Here is a 20558-nt window from a genome sequence, read left to right as displayed (position 1 = left end):
TGGCGTGGAGTGGTGCGTGAAGCTACAGCGCAAACTGCAACTGGTGGAAGTGCAACGGTGCCTCGATGCCTTGCGTGCGCGCATGGGTGTTGCTGCTGTGACTGCCGAGCGCGCGCTGCAGAAACTCGCGGGTGCGATCGCTGCGCGGATGCTCGAAGACCTGTGCGGAGGGGCCGTGCTCCACGATGCGCCCGGCCTCGGTGAAATACACGCTGTCGCTGACCTCGTGGGCGAAGCGCATTTCATGCGTGACCAGCACGCAGGTCATGCCGTCGCTCACCAGTTCGCGGATCACCGTGAGCACTTCGCCCACCGTTTCGGGATCGAGTGCGGAGGTCACTTCGTCGAACAGGATCAGCTCGGGCCGCATGGCGAGCGCGCGTGCGATGGCGACGCGCTGCTGCTGCCCTCCGGAGAGTTCGCCGGGATATGCGTTTTCCTTGTGATCCAGACGCACGCGTTGCAGCAGCACGCGCGCCTCGCGCTCGGCGTCGGCTTGGCTCACGCCGCCCGCCAGTGTCGGCGCGATGGTCAGGTTCTGCAGCACCGTGAGGTGCGGGAACAGGTTGTACTGCTGGAAAACGAAGCCCACGCGCTTGCGCAGGGCGATCAGTTGCGACTCGGTCCGGAGTTCATCGACGCGCGTGCCGCTCACGTGGATCTGGCCGCTCTGGGGGCGTAGCAGGCCGGTGATGCATCGCAGGATGGTGGATTTCCCGGAGCCCGAGGGGCCGATGATGCTCACCGCTTCGCCGCGGCGCACCTGCAGGTCGATGCCCTGGAGCACGGCGTTGTCGCCAAACGCGAGATGGATGTCGCGTAGATCCACGAGGGGTGCCCGCGCCGCATCGCGGGCTTCGTCGGCGGGTCGAAAGCGGATGAAGGATTCAGTAGCGTTCATGTCGGCGCTCCAGCCCGCGCGTGGCATGGGCGATGGGGTAGCAGTAGGCAAAGAACAGCGCGAGCAGCACCAGGTAGATCAGCACCGTGAAGTCGGTGCGGGCCACGGTGTTGCTGGCGATCTGCGCGGTGTCGACCACGTCGTGCACGCCCACCAGCGAGGCCAGCGAGGTGCTCATGGTGATGCTGGCGTAAAGGTTCATCCATGGTGCCAGCATGCGGCGCAGGCATTGCGGCAGCACCACGCGGCGAAAGATCTGCGAGCGGCGCAGCCCCAGCGACTGTGCGGCTTCCCACTGCGCGCTGGGGATGGACTGGATCGCGCCGCGAAAGATCTCCGCGACGATGGCACTGGTCGGCAAGGCAAGGCCGAGCACCACCTTCACCCAGTCAGGAAACGGAACCCCGCCACCGAACAGGCGGATCTCGAACGGAAACACGTAGGTGGTGAAGTAGATCAGCACCAGCGTGGGTGCGTTGCGAAACACCTGCACGTACCAGCGTACGGCGGTGCGCGTGGCCCGCCATCGCGAGAACGACAGGGCCCCGAGCAGCAGCCCGGCCACCGTGCCCAGGGCCATGGCCAGCAGGCTGATGCCCACGTTCACCCACAGCCCGCTCAGCAGCGCCGGGAACCATTTCCACAGGTGCGCGAAGGCGACGGGCGTGGTGCCGGTGGCGCTCCAGTACGGCAGCAGAAGGCCGAGGGCCAGCAATGCGGCCAGTGCGGCGATCCACCTTGCATGCCGCTTCGCGTGAGCGAGCAGGGACGGCAGCGATGGTAGGCCCGGCCCCACGGACCAAGCTCGGGGCGCGGAGCCCGGCGTGATGTCGTTGGCGAACCGGATGACGAACTTATTGACCATAGCCAGGCATCCTCAGGCGGTGTTCCAGCCTGCGCCCCGCCACCGACACCAGCCAGGTGAGCAGGCCGAACCAGAGCAGGATGAGCAACAGCAGCTCCAGAACGTTGTCGCGCTGCGACCAGATCATGATGGACTCGTAGGTGACATCGCCCACGGCGATGGCGGATGCAACAGCTGTCATCTTCACCAGATCGACCACGTTGTTCACCAGCGACGGCAACGCAAAGCGCAGCGCCAGCGGCAACTGCACGCGGGAGAGCAACTGCATGCGCGACAGGCCCAGCGACCTTGCGGCTTCGAGCGTTGTAGAGGGCACCGCCTCGATGCCCGCGCGAAGCGCTTCGGCATGGAACACGCCCTTGTGCAGCGACACCACGACCACCACCCAGATGAAAGGCGTGAGCGGATTGGAGCTCACGCCCCACTCGCGCAGTTGCTGCGTGATGAGCATGTTGAGCACGAGGAAGGCACAGTAGAGCTGCACCAGCGTCGGCGTGCTGCGCGTGATTTCCACGAAGGCGCGCGTCACGCCGGCCAGGGGCCGGTTGCCGGATGTCAGCATGGCGGCCAGGGCGATGCCTGCCAGCAGGCTGCATGGAATGGTCAGCAGGCACAACTCGAGCGTGACGCCCAGGCCCCGGATGAACGCGCCGCGCTCGCTTGCATCCAGCAGGAACTCGTAGTTCAGGCCTGTGGGCTTGAGCGCTTGAACCGCATCGGACAGCAGGGTGTTTTCGATCACGACGCCGTCTTGAGCCTGGTTTGCAGCTCGGGCAGCAGCGGGTTGGGCGGCGTGATGTTCAGGCGCCGTTCGGTATCGATCAGCCAGCCGCTGCGATGCCAGGATCGCACGACCTTGTCCACGGCGGCGATGGTGTCGCTCTCACCTTTGCGGGTCCACACCACGGAGTCGGCAGGCAGGATCTGCCCCTTGATCGGTGTTCCGTATTGCGACCATTCCGGGTTCTGGTTCAGCAGGGGATGGATGAGGGTGCTGTCGTGCACGGCCGCCACGCAGTTGCCTCCCTTGAGCGCGAGCAGCGAGTCCGAGGCGGACTTGTAGCCGTGTACCTGCGCACCATACTCGTTGGCGAGGGGCTTGGCATAGCTGCTGCCCTGCGAGACGCACACGGGCTTGCCGCGCAGATCTTCCCAGCGGGTGATGCCGCTGTCCTTGCGCACCGCGGCAGCGCCGCCCACGCGGTAGAAAGGCGTGGGCGCGTAGCCCAGGCTTTCTGCGCGATCCGGGTTGAGTTCCATTGACGCGATCAGCAGATCCACCTTGCCTGCCTGCAGGAACTGCACGCGTGTGGCCGTCTGAACCTGCACCAGGTCTGCCTGCACGCCCAGGCCCTTGGCCAGCGCCTGCGCGAGTTCGGGGTTCCAGCCCACAAGCTGTTGCGTGGCGGGGTCGATGGAGCCGAACGGTCCTCCGTTGATCAACACGCCGATGGTGACTTTGCCGCGCTCCTTGATCCTGTCCAGCGTGGCATCGGCGTGCGCGGCGCTGCCGCAGAGCATCGCGGCAAGGGCGATGGTGGTGATCAGGCCCGCGCGGTGCGGTGTGTTCAGCGATGCGGGCGCGGCGGAAGAAAATGAAATCACGGGAAAGGAATCCTCTTGAGTTGGAGGCGTGATCTTCCAGCGCGGCGTTTTCCTGAACAACAAAGTTTTTCGCGCATCCTTATGCAGTCTTCAGCGTGGCAATGCCTGCTGGAAGAGACAGTCACCGCGCGTCACCAACGCCGGTACGCGGCGGCAGATCACCTCGCCGGGCGCCGTGAAGGCTATTTCCGAAGGGCTGCGCCCGGGTGTCTGGGGAAAGTGAATGCGTGCGGCGGGCTGCCCGGCCTGCTGCTGCCATTGGCGCAGAAATCTTTCGCATAGGTTGCCTGCAAAGCAGGAATGGTTAACTATTGTTGAAATTCTTTGATCGATTTTTGCTAATGTCCTACAAGGGAATGAGACAACTCATCACAATACTCACGCCAGATTCCGTCAGAATGAAATCCAATTGTCGGACGGCTTCCATGCCACCTCCCGGCGCACAGAATTCATAGGAACCCCTCGCCCCCTAGTGGGGAATTCCGCCCCGGCCCCACTATGCGGCCGGGGTTTTTTTTGCTGCCGGGCCGCCTCGCGGCAAGAGCGGTCCCTGGGGGAAGCATGGGGTTGGCGGATCAGAACTTTCCGGGGAGATGGGTGGATTCCGCCGGGATCGAACGACAATATGCGCCATGAACGCCGCATCCCCCACCTCCACTTCTGCTTCGTCTTCGCAGCCTCGCGTCGATACCCTCACCATCACCCGGCCGGACGACTGGCACCTGCATGTGCGCGACGGCGAGCCGCTGCGCACCGTGGTGCCTCACACCGCCGCCCAGTTCGGCCGCGCGCTGATCATGCCCAACCTGCGCCCGCCCGTGACCACGGCGGAACAGGCTCTCGCGTACAAGCAACGCATCCTGGATGCCGTGCCCGAGGGCGTGCAGTTCGAGCCGCTGATGTCGCTGTACCTCACGGACAACCTTGCTCCCGAGGAAATCGTGCGCGCCAAGGCGGCGGGCGTGGTGGCGCTCAAGCTCTACCCCGCAGGTGCCACCACCAACAGCGATGCCGGCGTGACCGACATCCGCAAGACCTACCGTACGCTCGAGGCCATGCAGAAGGCCGGCATGCTGCTGCTGGTGCATGGCGAGGTGACCAGCAGCGACATCGACCTGTTCGATCGCGAGGCCGCATTCATCGACCAGCAGCTGATCCCGCTGCGCCGCGACTTCCCCGAGCTGAAGATCGTCTTCGAGCACATCACCACCAAGGATGCGGCCGACTACGTGAAGGCGGCCGACAGCCATACCGCCGCGACGATCACCGCGCACCACCTGCTGTACAACCGCAATGCCATCTTCACCGGCGGCATTCGCCCTCATTACTATTGCCTGCCCGTGCTCAAGCGCGAGACGCATCGGCTGGCATTGGTGGAAGCAGCCACCAGCGGCAGCGAGAAGTTCTTCCTGGGCACCGACAGCGCGCCGCATCCGGCGCATCTGAAGGAACACGCCTCGGGCTGCGCGGGCTGCTACACGGCCCACGCTGCCATCGAGATGTATGCGGAAGCCTTCGACAACGCGGGCGCACTCGACAAGCTCGAAGCCTTTGCGAGCTTCAACGGTCCGGCGTTCTACGACCTGCCGCGCAACAACGGCACGATCACGCTGCGCCGCGAGTCATGGACACCGCCCGCCAGCTTCGCGTTCGGCGAGGCCGAGCTCAAGCCGCTGCGCTCGGGCGAGGCGCTGCCGTGGAAGCTTGTGGGCTGATCCGGCACACGCGCATGGCAGCCATGCAGGTTGGAGAGGGGCGGGAGGCATGGGGGCTGGTGGATTGGCACCGCCCCTGGCTCGCAGGGATGGCGCAGGCCGGCCGGCCCGCTGCGGCGCGCATCCTGGCAGGCGCCAGCGTTGCTCAGGCACTGAACGAAGCGCTGGAAGGGGATCAAGCAGGAACCGAAGCGCGCGGCGCCATGCGCTTCGTCGCGCATGAATCCCTGGAGCATGGCGTGGCCTACGAGCGGTTCATCGACGAGCGGTGCTGCATTCCCACGCGCGATAACCTGCATGACTTCCTCAATGGGCTGATCTGGCTGCACTTCCCCCGCACCAAGCGCCTCTTCAATCGCTGGCAGGCGGATGCCATCCGGCAGCGGGGTGCGGGCGGGACGCGGGGTCCGCTGCGTGACGCGATCACCGTGTTCGATGAGAACGGCGCCCTGCTGCTGGCGTCGCAGCCCCTGTGCGAAGCGCTGCGGGAGCGTGCATGGCACAGGCTGGGCGTGCAGTTGCGGCCGCTGTGGCGCGAGGCACGATTGATCCCCTTCGGCCATGCGCTGCTCGAAAAACTGGTGCAGCCGCGCAAGTCGATCACGGCACATGTGGTGATTGCGGACGAGGGCGGCCGTGTGCAATGCGCCAGCACGGGGCCGGATGCCTGGATGGCTTCGCATTTCACGCAGGAATGGTTTGCACAGAAGCCGTTCAATCCCCTGCCGGTTCTGGGTGTGCCCGGTTGGTGGAGCGAAAACGAGAACTTTTGCTTCTATGATGACTCCATGGTTTTTCGCAGCGACGCCAGAAAAATAATCCAACAGCCCGAAATCGCTGCTGCCGCCCGTTGAAATGAGGGCGGGCCCACCCCATATTCGGGCAAGCGCCGGGTGGCACGGGCGGCATGTCCTCCGCCCCGCACAGCTCCCTTGCCGCAGAACGTTATCCCTTGTGGAGAACCAACGATGAAACGCATTGCATTGTTTTTGTTGACCAACATCGCCGTCGTGGTGGTGCTGGGCATTGTCGCCAACCTGCTTGGCGTGAACCGCTTTCTTACCGCGAACGGATTGAACCTGGGCGCGCTGTTGGGCTTCGCCTTCATCATGGGCATGGGCGGTGCCTTCATTTCGCTCCTGATGAGCAAGCCCATGGCCAAGATGAGCATGGGCGTGCAGATCATCAACGAGCCGCGCAACGCCGACGAGGCATGGATCGTGGACACCGTGCGCAAGTTCGCCGACAAGGCGGGCATCACCATGCCCGAGGTCGGCATCTACGAGGGCGAGCCCAATGCCTTTGCCACCGGTGCGTTCAAGAACTCGTCGCTGGTGGCCGTGTCCACGGGGCTGCTGCAAGGCATGACCCGCGAGGAAGTCGAGGCGGTGATCGGCCATGAGGTGGCCCACGTGGCCAACGGCGACATGGTGACCATGGCGCTGATCCAGGGCGTGATGAACACCTTCGTCGTGTTCCTCTCTCGGGTGATCGGCTATGCGGTCGACAGCTTCCTGCGCCGCAACGACGAGAACAGCTCGGGCCCCGGCATCGGCTACATGATCAGCACCGTGGTGCTGGACATCCTGTTCGGCGTGTTGGCATCGATCATCGTCGCCTGGTTCAGCCGCCAGCGCGAGTTCCGTGCCGATGCGGGTGCTGCGCAGCTCATGGGCCGCAAGCAGCCGATGGTGAACGCGTTGTACCGCCTGGGCGGCATGCATCCCGGCGCCCTGCCGCAGAACATGCAGGCGATGGGCATCACCGGCAACATCGGCAAGCTGTTCAGCTCGCACCCTCCGATCGAAGAGCGTGTGGCTGCGCTGCAGAACCTGCAGCAGGCCTGATTCCGGGGCGGCATGCTGTTGTTTGCCGCCTGACACGAGAACAACCGGCAAGAGGCCGCAGTGGCAGACACTGCGGCCTTTTTTGCGCAGGGGCACAATGGCTGTCATCCGATGGTTGTCGTACCGGCTTTGAAAGGAAGAAGATGTCGTTTCCCTTGCGTCCCCTGGGCCGCTCCGCGCTGCAGGTCTCGCCGCTGTGCTTTGGTGGCAATGTGTTCGGCTGGACCGCCGACGAGGCCATGAGCTTTTCGCTGCTCGATGCGTGGCTCGATGCAGGCATGAATTTTGTCGATACCGCCGACGTGTATTCGCGCTGGGTGCCAGGGCACGCGGGAGGGGAGTCGGAAACCATCATCGGCAACTGGCTCCGGAAAAATGCGGGCAGGCGCGACCGGCTGGTGCTGGCCACCAAGGTCGGCAAGGACATGGGGGACGGCAGGGTGGGCCTGCACCCGAGGTACATCCGCCAGGCCGTCGATGCTTCGCTCAAGCGCCTGCAGACGGACTATATCGACCTGTACCAGTCGCACGACGACGATCCTGACATTCCCTTTGAGGACGTGATGGGAACCTTCAGCGATCTCATCCGCGAGGGCAAGGTGCGCGCGGTGGGCGCCTCCAACTACAGCGCCGGGCGCCTGGCCGCCGCACTCGAATGCAGCGAGAAGCATCGCCTGGCGCGCTATGAAAGCCTGCAGCCGCTCTACAACCTGTACGACCGCGCGGTGTTCGAGAAGGAGCTGCAGCCGCTGTGCGAACAGCACGGGGTCGGCGTGATCAATTTCTACGCACTGGCCGCCGGCTTTCTGGCGGGCAAGTACCGCACGGAGGCTGACGTGAACAAGAGCGCGCGCGGCCCGAAGACGGTGGGGCTGTACCTCAATCCACGCGGGCTGCGCATACTCGGCGCGCTGGATGCGGTGGCTGCGCGCCTGAACGCGTCGCAGAGCGAGGTGGCCATTGCATGGCTGCTGACCCGCAAGGCGATTGCCGCTCCGATTGCGAGTGCGAGCAACCTCGCGCAGTTGCAGTCCCTGGTGCGCGCCGCCAGCCTGGTGCTCGACGATGAGGCGTTGAAGACGCTGGATGCCGCCAGCGCGGAGTGACGAGCCCCCGGCGCCTGGTTCTGCGCCTCGGGGCGTCAGTGCACGCTTCGCCAGGTCAGCAGCCGGAACGGCAGCAGCAACAGCAGCCCCATCGTCAGCTTCACACCGAGGTCGCCGAGCGCCCAGGTGAACCATGGGTCGCTGCCACCCGCGAAGGCGATGCTCCAGAACACGAAGGTGTCGAGGATGGCCGCCAGGATGGTGGCGATGAGCGGGGCCTTCCACCAGAGTCCCTGGCGCAGGCGGTGGAATACGCTGATGTCGAAGAGCTGCGAAAGAATGAACGCCGCCCCCGAGGCTATTGCGATGCGCGGCGGCGCCAGCAGCAGGGAGGCTGCGACGGCGACCGCGAAGCCCACCCAGGCCACGCGGCGCGCGGGGACAGGCCCGTGGCTGCGGTTGATCAGGTCGCTGACGAGGTAGGCCACCGGATAGGAGATGGCGCCCCAGGTCAGCCAGTCGTTGATCGGGTATTGAACAAGGATGTTGGACGCGAGCACGACCAGCGCCATGGCAAGCACGCCGAGCAGCATGCGTGTGGCGCTGGGCGTGCTGAAGTCGGCATGGGGAGAGGGCGGCGTCGGCATGGTGCGGCTGGCAAGAGGGAGTTCGTTGGACATGGGTGCGCGGGGGCAACCGCGTATTGTCCGTGACCTGCCATTTCCGCGCAGTTTTTCGCGCGCATTCCCGTGCGGGGCCCGCGCGAGTCCGTGATCGATCGGCCACGGGGAAGGTGTTCCGGCGTCACTCGCTACACTTGTCTCGCCTGAAGCCGCCGGGCAGGCTTGTCGCGGAGCTGAGGGCTGATATCTCAAGGAGTGTTTCCATGGCGCAGTCGGATCGCGAGGATGCTTTGAAGATGGATTTGCCGCTCGAAGGCGTGCGCGTGCTGGACCTCTCGCGCGTGTTCGCGGGGCCGTTGTGCGGCCAGGTGCTGGCCGACTATGGCGCGGAAGTGATCAAGGTGGAGCACCCCGTGCGCGGTGACGATACGCGCGACTGGGGCATGCGCATCGGCAAGACCGAGACCACCTACTACAACAGCATGAACCGCAACAAGCGCTCGATCACGCTGGACCTGCAGACCCCCGAGGCGCTCGCCATCATCCATGAGCTGCTGCCGCAGGTGGACGTGCTCATCCACAACTTCAAGACAGGCGGCGCCGAGAAGATGGGGCTGGGCTACGAGCAGTTGAAGGCCCTGAAGCCCGATCTCGTGTACTGCGCCGTGGCGGGCTATGACAGCAGCGGGCCCGAGGCCACCCGCCCGGGATACGACCTGGTGATCCAGGGGGAAGCGGGGCTCATGGCGCTCAATGGCTGTGCGGGCGATCCGCCGCTGAAGTTCGGGGTGGCCGTGGTCGACCTGATGACGGGCATGTCTGCAGCGCAGGCCGTCCTTGCGGCACTGTTCCGCCGCGAGCGTACCGGGCGAGGACGCTTCATCGAACTGGCGCTCTATGACCACGGCATCATGGTCACGGGGTATTACGGTCTCGATGCGCTCGAACTCGGGCATGACCCGCAGCGTTATGGCAACGCACACCCCTCCATCGTTCCCTACGGCATGTACGAGGCGGCCGACGGGCCGTTCATCATCACGGTAGGCAACAATGCCCAGTTCGACAAGCTCTGCCGTGTCGTGCTCGAGCGTCCCGACGTGGTGGAAGACCCGCGCTTCAGCACCAACGTGGAGCGCGCGAAGAACCGGAAAGAATTGATTCCGGTGATCACGAACGCGCTGGCGCAGTTTCCGCGCGATGTGCTGCTCGAGCGCCTGACGCGGGCGGGCATTCCCTGCGGGCAGGTGAAGGGCCTGCACGAAGCCTTGACCGGGGAGCGCACCCGCCGCAGCCGGCTCGTGCAGGATCTGCCGCACCCCGTGGCCGGCACCACGCCCGTGTTTGCGCCGCCCGTGCGCATGGACGGCAGGCGCCTGCCGATCCGCCATGCACCGCCGACACTGGGCGAGGGCACGCGCGAGATGCTCACCCGATTGCTGTACATGGACGACGCGCAACTGCAGGCGCTGCGCGACAAGGGCGTCCTGACGCTGCCCGACTGAAGGCCGCGATCAGCCGAGCCCCAGCATCTGTCGCGCCACGGCTTCGCCGACCTTGATGCCATCGACACCCGCGGAGAGGATGCCGCCCGCATAGCCTGCGCCTTCACCGGCCGGATAAAGGCCGCGCGTGTTCAGGCTCTGCAGGTCGTCGCCACGGCCGATGCGCAGCGGCGACGAGGTGCGCGTTTCCACGCCGGTCATCACGGCATCGGGCATGTCGTAGCCCCGGATCTTGCGGCCGAAGACGGGCAGGGCCTCGCGCATGGCCTCGACGGCGAATGCGGGCAGGGCCTTGTCGATCTCGGTGAGATGCACGCCGGGCTTGTAGGAGGGCTGCACGCTCGCCAGCGCCTTGGACGGGCGGCGCTTGAGGAAGTCGCCCACGAGCTGGCCCGGCGCACTGTAGTCGCTGCCGCCCACCACGTAGGCGTTCGACTCCAGCTGCCGCTGCAGCACGATGCCGGCCAGCGGATGGGTCTCGCCTGCCTTGATGTTTTCCACACCGTAGGATTTGCCGAGGTACTTCTCGAACGAGGCCGCGTCGCGGGGAAAGTCGCTCTCGTCGATGGCCACCACCATGCCTGCATTCGCATTGCGTTCGGCGCGCGAGTACTGGCTCATGCCGTTGGTCACCACACGTTCGGGTTCGCTGGTCGCGGCGACCACGGTGCCGCCCGGGCACATGCAGAAGCTGTACACAGCGCGGCCGTTGGCGGCATGGTGCACGAGCTTGTAGTCCGCGGCGCCAAGCAGCGGGTGGCCGGCATGCTTGCCCCAGCGCGCACGGTCGATCACGCTTTGCGGATGCTCGATGCGCACACCGATCGAGAATGGCTTGGCCACCATGGAGACGCCGCGCTCATACAGCATGGCGAAGGTATCGCGGGAGCTGTGGCCGAGGGCGATCACCACGTTGGATGCGGGCTGGAAGCTCTCCTTGCCCGTCTCCAGGTCGACCACGGTGAGGCCCGTCACGCGGCGCTCGCCCTCTGCGTCGGACTCGACGTGCACGTCGCTCACGCGCTGGCCGAAGCGCACCTCGCCGCCCAGCGCGATGATCTGCTCGCGCAGCGTCTCCACCACCTTCACGAGCTTGAACGTGCCGATGTGCGGATGTGCGGTGTACAGGATTTCGGCGGGTGCGCCGGCCTGGACGAATTCCTCCATCACCTTGCGGCCGAGATGGCGCGGGTCCTTGATCTGGCTGTAGAGCTTGCCGTCGGAGAACGTGCCCGCACCGCCTTCGCCGAACTGCACGTTCGACTCGGGCGTGAGAACACGCTTGCGCCACAGGCCCCAGGTGTCCTTGGTTCGCTCGCGCACCTGGCGGCCGCGCTCCAGCACGATGGGCTTGAATCCCATCTGCGCGAGCACCAGGGCGGCAAAGATGCCGCAGGGGCCGAAGCCGATCACCACCGGGCGCTCCTGCAAGCCGGAAGGAGCCTGGCCCACGGGCTTCCAGCGCATGTCGGGCGTGGCGTGGATGTGCGGATGCTTCTCGTTGGCGGCCAGCAGTGCGGCCTCCTTCGACGGATCGGCGAGATCCACATCGACGATGTAGACCGCCATGAGTTCCACCTTGCGTGCGTCGAAGCTGCGCTTGAAGACCTGCAGCGCGGCGATCTCGGCGGGCGCGATCTGCAGCGTCTGCGCGACCTGCTCGCGCAGCGCGGCCTCGGGGTGGGTGTCGGCGTCGTATTCGCCAGCGGGCAATGCTGCCAGCGGCAGCTTGATTTCGGAGATGCGGATCATCGTGCGGGTGGCCCGTATCGATCGGGCTGGGCAGGTGGATGGGGGACGGGATTTTATCCGATGGACCGCTTTTCACGCTTTCACAGCACCGGCGCCATCATCCCGATGAAGTTCTGGATCAGTCGCCGGTGGAATGGGCAGGTGCGCGCCGCATCCAGCGTCACCGGATGGCTGACCGAGAGGTAGCGCCGTTGCCGTTCGCGAATCTGCGCCGTGACCTCCCGGTCGGCGATGAGCAGGCTGTTCTCGTAGTTGAGTTCCAGGCTGCGCCTGTCCATGTTGGCCGAGCCCACGAGGGCCAGTTCGCCGTCGATGGTCATGGACTTGGTGTGCAGCAGGCCGAGCGGATACTCATGGACCTCGACGCCGCTGTGCAGCAGGTCCAGATAGGTGCTTCCGCAGGCATTGCCCACGAGCCACGAATCGTTGCGCGCGGGGAAGATGATGGTGGTCTTCACGCCGCGCCGGGGAGCAGCGCAGATCGCGCGCAGTATGGATTCGTCGGGCACGAAGTAGGGCGTGGTGATCACCAGTTCGCTGCGCGCCGCATAGATGCAGGCCACGAACATGTCCGACATGGCATTGAAGCGCGCGGTGGGGCCGGTCTCGAAGGTCTGCGCGACGCTGGTCCCCGGTGCGGGGTCGCCCGGGACCCGCGCGGGCAGGGTGTCCAGGCCTGTCTCGCCCGTTTCGGGAATCCAGCCGCTCAGGAACAGGTACTGCGCCTGCCGCACGATGGGGCCCTCGCAGCGCAGCAGCATGTCGATCCATGGCGCGAACCGTGCCTTGACGCGGAATTCGGGCGAGGCGAAGTTCTGGCTTCCGCAGAACGCGATGCGGTTGTCGATCACCGCGATCTTGCGGTGATCGCGCAGGTCCACGCGGCTGAACGCCATGTGCCGCATGCGCGAGATATCGCTGAGCGTGGCATGCAGTCTCGCACCGGCTGCTGCCATGGCCTTCCAGGTCCCGCTTCCCACGAATTCGCGCGAGCCGAACGAGTCCACCATCACGCGGCACTGCACGCCGCGTTGCGCGGCCGCCGTCACCGCATCAGCGATCTTGCGGCCCACGTCATCGTCGAGCCAGATGTAGACGGCGATGTGCACGTGTGCGTGGGCCTGGCCGATGTCGGCAATCAGCGCGTCGATGGCGGCCAGGGAGTCGCGCCGGGGATCGTCGGCCGGAGCGGAGGCATCTCCGAGCACGGTGATGCGGTTGCCCCCCGCGACCTCGAAGCCGGTGATGGAGCGGCAGAAATCGAACAGCGATGCGGCACCGGGGGCCATGTCCTGCGGTGCGCACGGTGCGCCGCCGGGCTTGGACAGGCGCTCTTCAGCGCGGCGCATGCGCTGGATGCGTGCCTGTCCGATGCTGGTCTCGCCCAGCAGCAGGTAGCCGATCATTCCTGCCAGCGGCACCAGCATGATTACCGAGAGCCACGCGATGCGCGAGGCCGGCGTGCGGTTGGGGCGCGTGAGCGCGCGCAGGGCCACCAGAAAGTGCGCCACGAACAGGACCAGTGCCCAGGAAAGATTCAGGAAATGGTTCATCTTGCATGCGGGGCTGCCGCCGTTCGTCCGGCAGGCCCCGGGGACCATCGTAGCGGAAGTGAGCGCAAGCAGGCCGCGCCGGAACGGGGCAGGCACGCCGCCAAGGAACAACGCCCGTCCAGCGGCTTCGCAGCCGCCGGACGGGCGTTGTTCACCGGGCCTGGGGCTCCGGGCGGTCAGCTTGGCAGGAATCCGTCCACCGACAGATAACGCTCGCCCGTGTCGTAGTTGAAGCCCAGCACGCGGGCGCCGGCAGGCAGCTCGGGCAGCTTCTGTGCGATGGCGGCCAGTGTCGCGCCGGAGGAGATGCCCACCAGCAGGCCTTCCTCCCGTGCCGAACGGCGGGCGTACTCACGCGCGGGTTCGGCGTCGACCTGGATCACGCCGTCGAGCAGCGAGGTGTCGAGGTTCTTGGGGATGAAGCCCGCGCCGATGCCCTGGATCGGATGCGGTGCGGGCTGGCCGCCGCTGATCACCGGCGATGCCACGGGCTCGACGGCGTAGACCTTGAGCTGCGGGAACTTGCCTTTGAGCACGCGCGCCACGCCGGTCAGGTGGCCGCCCGTGCCCACGCCGGTGATGACCGCATCGAGTCCGTCGGGGAAGTCGGCGAGGATTTCCTGCGCCGTGGTCCGCACGTGCACCTCGATGTTGGCAGGGTTCTCGAACTGCTGCGGAATCCACGCGCCGGGCGTCGTGGCGGCCAGTTCCTGGGCACGTGCGATTGCGCCCTTCATGCCCTTCTCCTTGGGCGTGAGGTCAAAGGTCGCACCATAGGCCAGCATGAGGCGGCGGCGCTCGATGGACATGCTCTCGGGCATCACCAGCACCAGCTTGTAGCCCTTGACCGCCGCCACCAGCGCGAGGCCGATGCCGGTGTTGCCGGAGGTCGGCTCGATGATGGTGCCACCCGGCTTGAGCGTGCCGCGCTGCTCGGCATCCTCCACCATGGCCAGGGCGATGCGGTCCTTGATCGAGCCGCCGGGGTTGCTTCGTTCGGCCTTGACCCAGACGTTGGCGCTGGCGCCGAACAGGCGGTTGATGCGCACGACGGGCGTGTTGCCGATGGTCTGCAGGATGTTGTCGAATTTCATGGGAAGTCTCCAGCAACGATGAATGGAACAAAAAGAGGGCTTTGAATGGACCGTCACCGACGGTAACGGCCCATTGTGTCCTAGTTGTTCTCACTTATCGGTATATGGATATGCAGCCTTTGCTGGCCCACCTGTGGTCCACCTGATGCCTGCCCGGCTCAGGGGGTGTCCATGTTCCCGGGGCGCGCCGCCATGCTGCTGCCCGTGGCTTTCCTCGTGCGGGAGAGCGGGGTGATCCACTTTTCGGCAAGCACCACGCCGGCGATCGTGAGCGCGCCGCCCACCCAGTGGTAGGCGTGCAGGTGCTCGTCGAGCCACAGCGACGCGACGATGGCCGTGCTGATCGGGGTGAGATTGAAGAAGATGCTCGACCGGTTGGGCCCCAGGCGCGAGACGGCCGTCATCCAAAGCGCGGGTGCGGCAATCGAGGCCATGGTTCCGGCAAAGGCCACGAGCGCCCAGTTGTCCGCATTGATGCCGGTCTTTTCGCTGGCCAGATAGACGGGAAGCTGTGCGACCACGGCCACCAGCATCTGCAGGTACAGCAGCTGGAAGGTGGGGATCGCGGGCGACATGCGCCAGCGCTTGAGCAGGATGTTGTAGATCGCATAGGCCAGCGCCGCGACGATCATCAGCACGTCACCGCGGTTGAAACCCTGGGCGAAAAGCACTTGCGGCTCGCCGTTGGTGACCACGTGGACCACGCCGGCCAGCGCGATCAGGCTGCCCAGCGCACCGCCCCAGGTCAGCGGCTGGCCGAGCACGCCCACCGAAATCGCCAGCACCATCAGCGGTGACAGGCACAGGATGATGCCCATGTGCGTGGCGGTGGTGAAGCCCGCGGCGAAGTAGGCAAGCGTCTGGTAGATGACCATGCCCAGCATGCCGAGCACCAGGATGCGCGGCAATTGGGGACGGATGCTCTTCCAGTTGCGGATCACGCCGGGAAGGAGCATGGGTGTCAGCAGCACGGCGGCGACCAGCCACCGGAGGAAGCCGATTTCCGCCGGGTGGATGCTGGTTGCGGCCTGCTTGCTGACCACGGTGTTGACCGACCAGATCAGCACGGCCATCAAGGGAAAGAGGTAATTCATGCTCGTTATGATGCGCTTGGCGGCTTCAAGCTGCATATCTGTTTTCGGACATTTCATACCTTGATTGGGACGAAATCCTCATGACCTCGATCCGTGCCGCACGGCCCCGCCAGACCAAGCTCGTTCCCGTCAAGGTGGACGGGATCACCGCGCCGTTCTACGTGCGCTATGACGAATATGGGGCGGGCACCTGGGCCGATGCGCACAGCCACCGGCTGGGGCACCTGAACTACACCCCGCACGGCACGATCAGCATGGAGACGGCCGACGCGCGCTTCGTGGCGCCGCCGCAGTACGGCATCTGGATTCCACCGGGAGTGGAGCACAGCTGCTACATGCAGCAGGCGGCGGTGTACCGCGCGTTCTACATCCAGCCCGAGCTCTGCGAGGACCTGCCCCGCCAGACCTGCCTGCTGACGATCGGGCCGATCGTCAAGAGCATTCTGGCGGACTTCAACCAGCGCGGAGTGGATCTGCCCTCGTCGCCCGAGGACCTGCGGCTCGCGCAGGTGCTGCTCGACCAGATGCGCTGCAGCCAGGTGCAGGGAAGCTATCTGCCCGAGGCGCAGACGCCCGCACTGCAGAGCATCCTGGATGCATTGCGGATGGAGCCCGGGCACCGCGGTTCGGTCGCGCAGCTCGCCGGCCGGGTGTTCATGACCGAGCGCACGCTGGCGCGGCACTGCCAGCAGGAACTGGGCATGAGCCTGGGGGAATGGCGGCAGCGGCTGCGGTACCTGCGGGCGGTGGATTCTCTCGAGCACGGGGCCTCCGTGCAGGCCATCGCGATGGACCTGGGATTCAGCACCGCCTCGGCGTTCATCGCGATGTTTCAGCGCGAGGCCGGCATGTCGCCCGACCAGTTCCGCAAGGAGGTCCTGATGGGCGCGTCCTCCGTCTGACCGGGCCGCGATTCCCTGACGGCCGGCATGTCACTCCAAACGCGAGATAATCATGCCCGTGAAGCACGCCAGACCGCCGCTGGTGCTAGTGCCGAAAGGCCGCACTGGAGGAACGTCCGGACTGCACAGGACAGCGTAGCAGCTAACGGCTGCCCACCGTGAGGTGAGGATCAGAGCAACAGAGACGAGTCAAGGCGATCCCCGTATTCCGGGTGTTCCATGACATCCAGGCGCAAGCCTGCAATGACATGGCCACCCGAAGCGGCGGAGCCGCCTTGGGTGAAACGGGCAATCTCTACGCGCAGCAATACCAAGTAGGCCAGCGTTGATGTGGTTCCGCAGAGTTGGCGGGTAGGTAGCATTGAGCCGTGGTGGCGACACCCGGCCCAGATTAATGGCGGTCACGCCGTGGGCGACCACGGTGCACAGAATCCGGCTTATCGGCGGGCTTCACACTTTATTTTCGTTTCTTCGCGGGATACCGGGCGCGCGCTGCTCAGGCTGTCGTTCTGAAAGCCTCGCGATCATCCCGGCGTACCGCGAGAATCTTTATCTTTCTGCCGGGCAATGCGGCGATCTGCCCTCTTTGAGCTGCCGGGCCCTGGCCACCGTCTCGGGGTGGGTGCTGAGCAGCGAAAACACGCCTTCGTCACCGATCGTGATGTCGGCGCTCTTGTTGTCCCCGGACTGTGCCGCGGTGCTGGCGGAGGATGCGGGCGGCTGCGGTGCGGCATCGCCGCTCTTGCCGTCCTTCTCGTTACCCTCGTCCTTGCCCTCGTTTTTGCGGTCGCTGGCCATGGCCAGCAGCAACGCGCCCATGGGTGCGGTGGAGAGGCCGGAGCCTTGAAGCACCGCTATCGCGAAGCAGTCGGCCTCGCGTTCGTGGTCGCGTTGGTAGGCCAGGCCCGTCAGCATGGTGCTGCCCATCGAGACGATGGATGACACGTCGCCCAGTGCGAGGCCGAGGCCGGTCTGCAGAACTCCCTGCTCGACCACCATGCGCGTGGTGTGGCGGTGCGCGACATGTCCGATCTCGTGGGCCAGCACGCCGATGATGGCGTCGTCGCCGATCTTCTTGCGGCTTGCCGTTTCGACGAGGCCGTCGGTCAGGACGATCGCGCCCCCGGGCAGCGCAAATGCGTTGGCACCCATGCCGCGGCGGAAATGCAGCGTGTACTGCGGCGCGTAGCCGTGGTAGCGCATGAGCGACGGCGGCATCTTTGCCAGCAGCGATTCGAATTCGCCGCGCAATTGCGCCTGCCGCTCCCTGGCCAGCTTGCTGGGCTTGAGCATGCCCTCGTCCATCTGCGCGATGGCCTCCTGCGACAGCGCGGTTTCCCAGTGCAGGGGAACGAAGCGCGTGATCTGGGTGGCTGCCCAGGGTGTTCCGTAGCGGTAGAACAGGCCCATGCCGATCGCGGCCACAACGAACACCCCCAGAAACACCGGCCAACGCGTCTGCATGCGCTGGGCCAGGCCGGGCCGGAAACCGCCCTGTTCCAGGGCCTGCTGCCAGCCCCTGGTGTCGAGGATCTCCAGGCTGCCGCCGTCGTTCAGGTCGAGCACCAGCCGCTCGGGCATGCGCCGGGCGCTCCAGCGCTCGGGCCAGGTGATGTCCTTGTGCGCATAGCGCCGGGGCTGCGAGCCGGGCGATTGCAGCGAATGCATCAGCAGCGCGGGGCCGCTTCGCCCGGCGGGCTCGAGGCTCACCAGCACCCTGCGGGGCTGGCTGCTCATGCCGTCGAACCAGTGGGCGCGGATCAGGGCAGGGGCCGTGGCGGTCATCGGGTCATCATGCGTGGGCCGGAGCAGGCGTCATCCGATCAGGTCGAGTCCCGCGGCATCCGCGAGTGCGTCACCGAAGCCTTCCTTCTGCGCCTGCTCCAGGCGACCGGCGAGCTGATCCATGCTGCCCTTCACATAGAGGGTGACGGAGTCGAACTTCATGCGGTACTCGTTGACGCGGGCAAATGGACGGTAGAAGCCCAGCGTCAGGATGGTCAGCAGCATGTTCTTCAGGCGCAGCAGCACGAAGCCCCCGACGGACAGCGAGCACTTGAAGCGTGCGATGGTGCTGATGCCGGTGTTGTTCCAGACGAGATGGAACATGCGCGCCTCGCGGTAGGCGCGCGCCGGGCCGCTGGCCAGCAGAAGCAGCAGGAGAAGCAGCACGGCGCCGACCAGGAGAATGACCACGAACATCGCTCCGCCGCCCAGCATCAGGCTCTTGATGAGAAGGGCCGCGCCGCCGTAGGCCGCAAAGCCCAGCGCGACGAGCAGCAGCATCGAGAAAAGGAACATCAGCACGGTGCCCGCCCAGATCTTCACGAAATCCATGTACACCGGCTTCCAGCGGCTCACTTCATTGCCGATGCGTGTGCGCAGCACGAGCAGGCTGCGGTAGTTGTACTCGATGCGGATGAAACACAGGACGGTGAGAAACAGCGACAGCGCCAGCACGCCGAATGCGGCTCCGGGAATTCGGGGCATGCGGCGGCGCAGGGATTCCTCGCCTTCGGCCATGGCGTCCGGGATCAGTGCGTCGATGGCGAAGAATGTGCCGATCCACACCAGCGCCAAGGCGAACACGGGCCAGCTGGCCTTGTAGATTTCCTTCCAGTTGGCGGTGAACACCAGGCGCAGGCCGCGCCAGCGCGTGTTCGACAGGCGAAAGCGCATGGCACTGGCCCAGATGAAGGGCGCCAGCGCCGCGCCGCCCAGCAGGAACAGCGACACGGCGGTGTCCTGCCCGGTGCGCAGGGCGAGCTGGTAGGCCGCGGTGAGTGCGAACACCATCAGGAAGCCCATCACCATGCGCTTTTGCTGGGCCGTGAATTCGAGCGCGCTGCCGGCGATCATCGAGTGCCCATAGAAATACTGGGCCGTGCGCTTTCGGGCAAACGGCGTATAGAAACCCAGGGTGACGATCGACAGCAGCACATTGACGATCCAGACGCGGAAATACTCGCCGCCGCTGCCGGTAAAACGCAGGCGGTGCGCGCGGATCTTCTCCGCGGTCTCGCTGGATGGTGCTGTGCTGAGCCGGATGTCGCTTGCGCTTGTGGCATCCATGGCCGGTCTCCCTCGGTGAATGGTGGGCCGAGTATAGGGGCTGCCGGGGAGAAAAGGGTGGCCGTGGGAGGGGGAAGAACGACGGCGGCTCAGAACCGTTCGCCGCGCCCCAGAAAGCGCCACCCGCCTTCTTCCAGCTTGGCGAGCGGAATGCGGCCGATGCGGATGCGGCGGACGCTCACCGCCTTCAGCCCAACGCTGGCACAGAGCGCGGGGATCGCTCGCACCGCCGTGCCCGGGAGCGCGAAGCGCAGGTGGTTTTCGCTCTGGCGGCTGACCTTGGCGGGTGGCAGCGGCTGGCCCGATCGCAGCGATGCCAGATCGGCCGCAGCCACGTCGCCGCTGACCTCGACAATGCACTCGTGCTCCATCGTCTGCGCGTCGTCGATGAGTCTGCGCGCAATGTTGCGGTCCTGCGTGAAAACAGCCAGCCCATGCGCAGCGAGCGGCAGCGGCGCGCAGTCCTGAAGGCGCCTGAAATGGCGCTGCAGCACGCGGATGCGGCCTGCCTGCGGGTCGCTCGCGCTGTGCGTTCCGGGGTGCAGGCAATCGAGCGGATCGGAGCAGTTGGCAGGCTGGTGGAGCAGCAGCGTGACGGGTGCGAGATCGAGCAGGTTCGCGTCGGCCGCCACCTCGACCCGCTGCGCGTCGAGCACGCGCATGCCGGGCTCTTCCTCGACCTGTCCGTCGACGCTGACCCAGCCGCCCTCGATGTACTGTTCGGCCACGCTGCGCGAGCAGCCCTTGTGCTGCATCACACGCTTGGACAGGCGCTGCCCTTCGGCCGGGTTCGCGGCAGATCCTTTGGCTGGTTCTTTAGCCGGTCCCTTGGGGGCACGCGTCGCGCCATCGGTTGCTTGCTTTTCCACCATTCGCACTTTCATCACGCCGCACGCACCGTCCGGCAGGGCGATGATTATTCACCACGCGCCGAATCCCTGCAGGCAGAACGCCATGTGCGAGACAGTCATGCGGGCTGCGCAACGG

Annotated in this window: 18 protein-coding genes, 1 other RNA gene and 1 pseudogene; 7 read left to right on the top strand and 13 right to left on the bottom strand. The window is 65.8% G+C overall.

Going from position 1 to position 20558, the window contains the following annotated elements; genetic code table 11:
• Nucleotides 1–22: 22 nt before the first annotated feature.
• The 5 genes and pseudogenes from H9K76_RS19870 to H9K76_RS23515 form a co-directional block, all read right to left on the bottom strand.
• Nucleotides 23–901 (bottom strand): amino acid ABC transporter ATP-binding protein, encoded by an 879-nt coding sequence (locus tag H9K76_RS19870; protein ID WP_187597008.1) that lies wholly within the window; start codon nt 899–901, stop codon nt 23–25.
• Complete coding sequence (locus H9K76_RS19865) at nt 888–1766, bottom strand: amino acid ABC transporter permease (RefSeq protein ID WP_187597007.1); 879 nt, start codon at nt 1764–1766, stop codon at nt 888–890. The genes H9K76_RS19870 and H9K76_RS19865 overlap by 14 nt, the downstream gene beginning before the upstream one ends.
• A complete protein-coding gene (locus tag H9K76_RS19860) occupies nt 1756–2505 on the bottom strand; it encodes an amino acid ABC transporter permease (protein WP_425489714.1) in 750 nt (249 codons plus the stop codon). Before H9K76_RS19860 ends, H9K76_RS19865 begins: the two co-directional genes overlap by 11 nt.
• Nucleotides 2505–3287, bottom strand: a complete 783-nt coding sequence (locus H9K76_RS19855; RefSeq protein ID WP_187600755.1) for a transporter substrate-binding domain-containing protein — start codon at nt 3285–3287, stop codon at nt 2505–2507. Before H9K76_RS19855 ends, H9K76_RS19860 begins: the two co-directional genes overlap by 1 nt.
• Nucleotides 3288–3461: 174 nt before the next feature.
• A pseudogene (locus H9K76_RS23515) lies at nt 3462–3620 on the bottom strand (deacylase); the annotation flags it as partial.
• Between the two features lie 383 nt (nt 3621–4003).
• Between H9K76_RS23515 and pyrC the strand changes: the two are divergent.
• The 4 genes from pyrC (at nt 4004) to H9K76_RS19835 (ending at nt 8039) form a co-directional block, all read left to right on the top strand.
• Entirely contained in the window at nt 4004–5086 is a 1083-nt protein-coding gene (pyrC, locus tag H9K76_RS19850) for a dihydroorotase (protein ID WP_187597005.1), read from the top strand.
• A 14-nt stretch (nt 5087–5100) separates the two neighbouring features.
• Nucleotides 5101–5940 carry a DUF3025 domain-containing protein gene (locus H9K76_RS19845; RefSeq protein WP_246475166.1) on the top strand — a complete coding sequence of 280 codons (840 nt, stop codon included), beginning with the start codon at nt 5101–5103 and terminating at the stop codon, nt 5938–5940.
• Between the two features lie 114 nt (nt 5941–6054).
• Nucleotides 6055–6933 (top strand): protease HtpX, encoded by an 879-nt coding sequence (htpX, locus tag H9K76_RS19840; RefSeq protein WP_187597004.1) that lies wholly within the window; start codon nt 6055–6057, stop codon nt 6931–6933.
• Between the two features lie 143 nt (nt 6934–7076).
• The gene (locus tag H9K76_RS19835) at nt 7077–8039 is read left to right on the top strand and encodes an aldo/keto reductase (RefSeq protein WP_187597003.1); all 963 of its coding nucleotides are present in this window, start codon (nt 7077–7079) and stop codon (nt 8037–8039) included.
• 35 nt (nt 8040–8074) lie between these two features.
• Here H9K76_RS19835 and H9K76_RS19830 read toward each other — a convergent pair whose 3' ends face one another.
• Entirely contained in the window at nt 8075–8572 is a 498-nt protein-coding gene (locus H9K76_RS19830; RefSeq protein WP_246475565.1) for a queuosine precursor transporter, read from the bottom strand.
• Between the two features lie 293 nt (nt 8573–8865).
• Here H9K76_RS19830 and H9K76_RS19825 point away from each other — a divergent pair, with 293 nt between their 5' ends.
• Nucleotides 8866–10104, top strand: coding sequence for a CaiB/BaiF CoA transferase family protein (locus H9K76_RS19825; RefSeq protein WP_187597002.1), 1239 nt, complete (start codon nt 8866–8868; stop codon nt 10102–10104).
• A gap of 9 nt (nt 10105–10113) precedes the next feature.
• Here H9K76_RS19825 and H9K76_RS19820 read toward each other — a convergent pair whose 3' ends face one another.
• The 4 genes from H9K76_RS19820 to H9K76_RS19805 all read right to left on the bottom strand — a co-directional run bounded on the left by H9K76_RS19820 (nt 10114) and on the right by H9K76_RS19805 (nt 15597).
• A complete protein-coding gene (locus H9K76_RS19820) occupies nt 10114–11856 on the bottom strand; it encodes an NAD(P)/FAD-dependent oxidoreductase (protein ID WP_187597001.1) in 1743 nt (580 codons plus the stop codon).
• 80 nt (nt 11857–11936) lie between these two features.
• Nucleotides 11937–13409: a phospholipase D-like domain-containing protein gene (locus tag H9K76_RS19815; protein ID WP_187597000.1), complete on the bottom strand. Its 1473-nt coding sequence runs from the start codon at nt 13407–13409 to the stop codon at nt 11937–11939.
• Between the two features lie 176 nt (nt 13410–13585).
• Nucleotides 13586–14503: a cysteine synthase A gene (gene cysK / locus H9K76_RS19810; RefSeq protein ID WP_187596999.1), complete on the bottom strand. Its 918-nt coding sequence runs from the start codon at nt 14501–14503 to the stop codon at nt 13586–13588.
• Nucleotides 14504–14661: 158 nt separating this feature from the next.
• Complete coding sequence (locus H9K76_RS19805) at nt 14662–15597, bottom strand: DMT family transporter (protein WP_187596998.1); 936 nt, start codon at nt 15595–15597, stop codon at nt 14662–14664.
• An 80-nt stretch (nt 15598–15677) separates the two neighbouring features.
• On the opposite strand from H9K76_RS19805, the gene H9K76_RS19800 reads away from it, so the two are divergent.
• Complete coding sequence (locus tag H9K76_RS19800) at nt 15678–16499, top strand: AraC family transcriptional regulator (protein WP_187596997.1); 822 nt, start codon at nt 15678–15680, stop codon at nt 16497–16499.
• A gap of 60 nt (nt 16500–16559) precedes the next feature.
• Nucleotides 16560–16955, top strand: an RNA gene (rnpB, locus tag H9K76_RS19795) — RNase P RNA component class A.
• A 93-nt stretch (nt 16956–17048) separates the two neighbouring features.
• On the opposite strand, the gene H9K76_RS19790 is transcribed toward rnpB, so the two are convergent.
• The 3 genes from H9K76_RS19790 to H9K76_RS19780 all read right to left on the bottom strand — a co-directional run bounded on the left by H9K76_RS19790 (nt 17049) and on the right by H9K76_RS19780 (nt 20326).
• Nucleotides 17049–18284, bottom strand: a complete 1236-nt coding sequence (locus tag H9K76_RS19790; protein ID WP_187596996.1) for a M48 family metallopeptidase — start codon at nt 18282–18284, stop codon at nt 17049–17051.
• 30 nt (nt 18285–18314) lie between these two features.
• Complete coding sequence (locus H9K76_RS19785) at nt 18315–19571, bottom strand: YjgN family protein (RefSeq protein WP_187596995.1); 1257 nt, start codon at nt 19569–19571, stop codon at nt 18315–18317.
• 89 nt (nt 19572–19660) lie between these two features.
• Nucleotides 19661–20326: an RNA pseudouridine synthase gene (locus H9K76_RS19780; RefSeq protein WP_246475563.1), complete on the bottom strand. Its 666-nt coding sequence runs from the start codon at nt 20324–20326 to the stop codon at nt 19661–19663.
• Nucleotides 20327–20558 lie beyond the last annotated feature (232 nt).

It is taken from the genome of Diaphorobacter ruginosibacter (genome assembly GCF_014395975.1).
In the GTDB taxonomy this organism is placed as follows: domain Bacteria; phylum Pseudomonadota; class Gammaproteobacteria; order Burkholderiales; family Burkholderiaceae_C; genus Diaphorobacter_A; species Diaphorobacter_A ruginosibacter.
The sequence above is the reverse complement of the archived record's forward strand: the minus strand, read 5'-3'. Positions and strand labels throughout refer to the sequence as shown.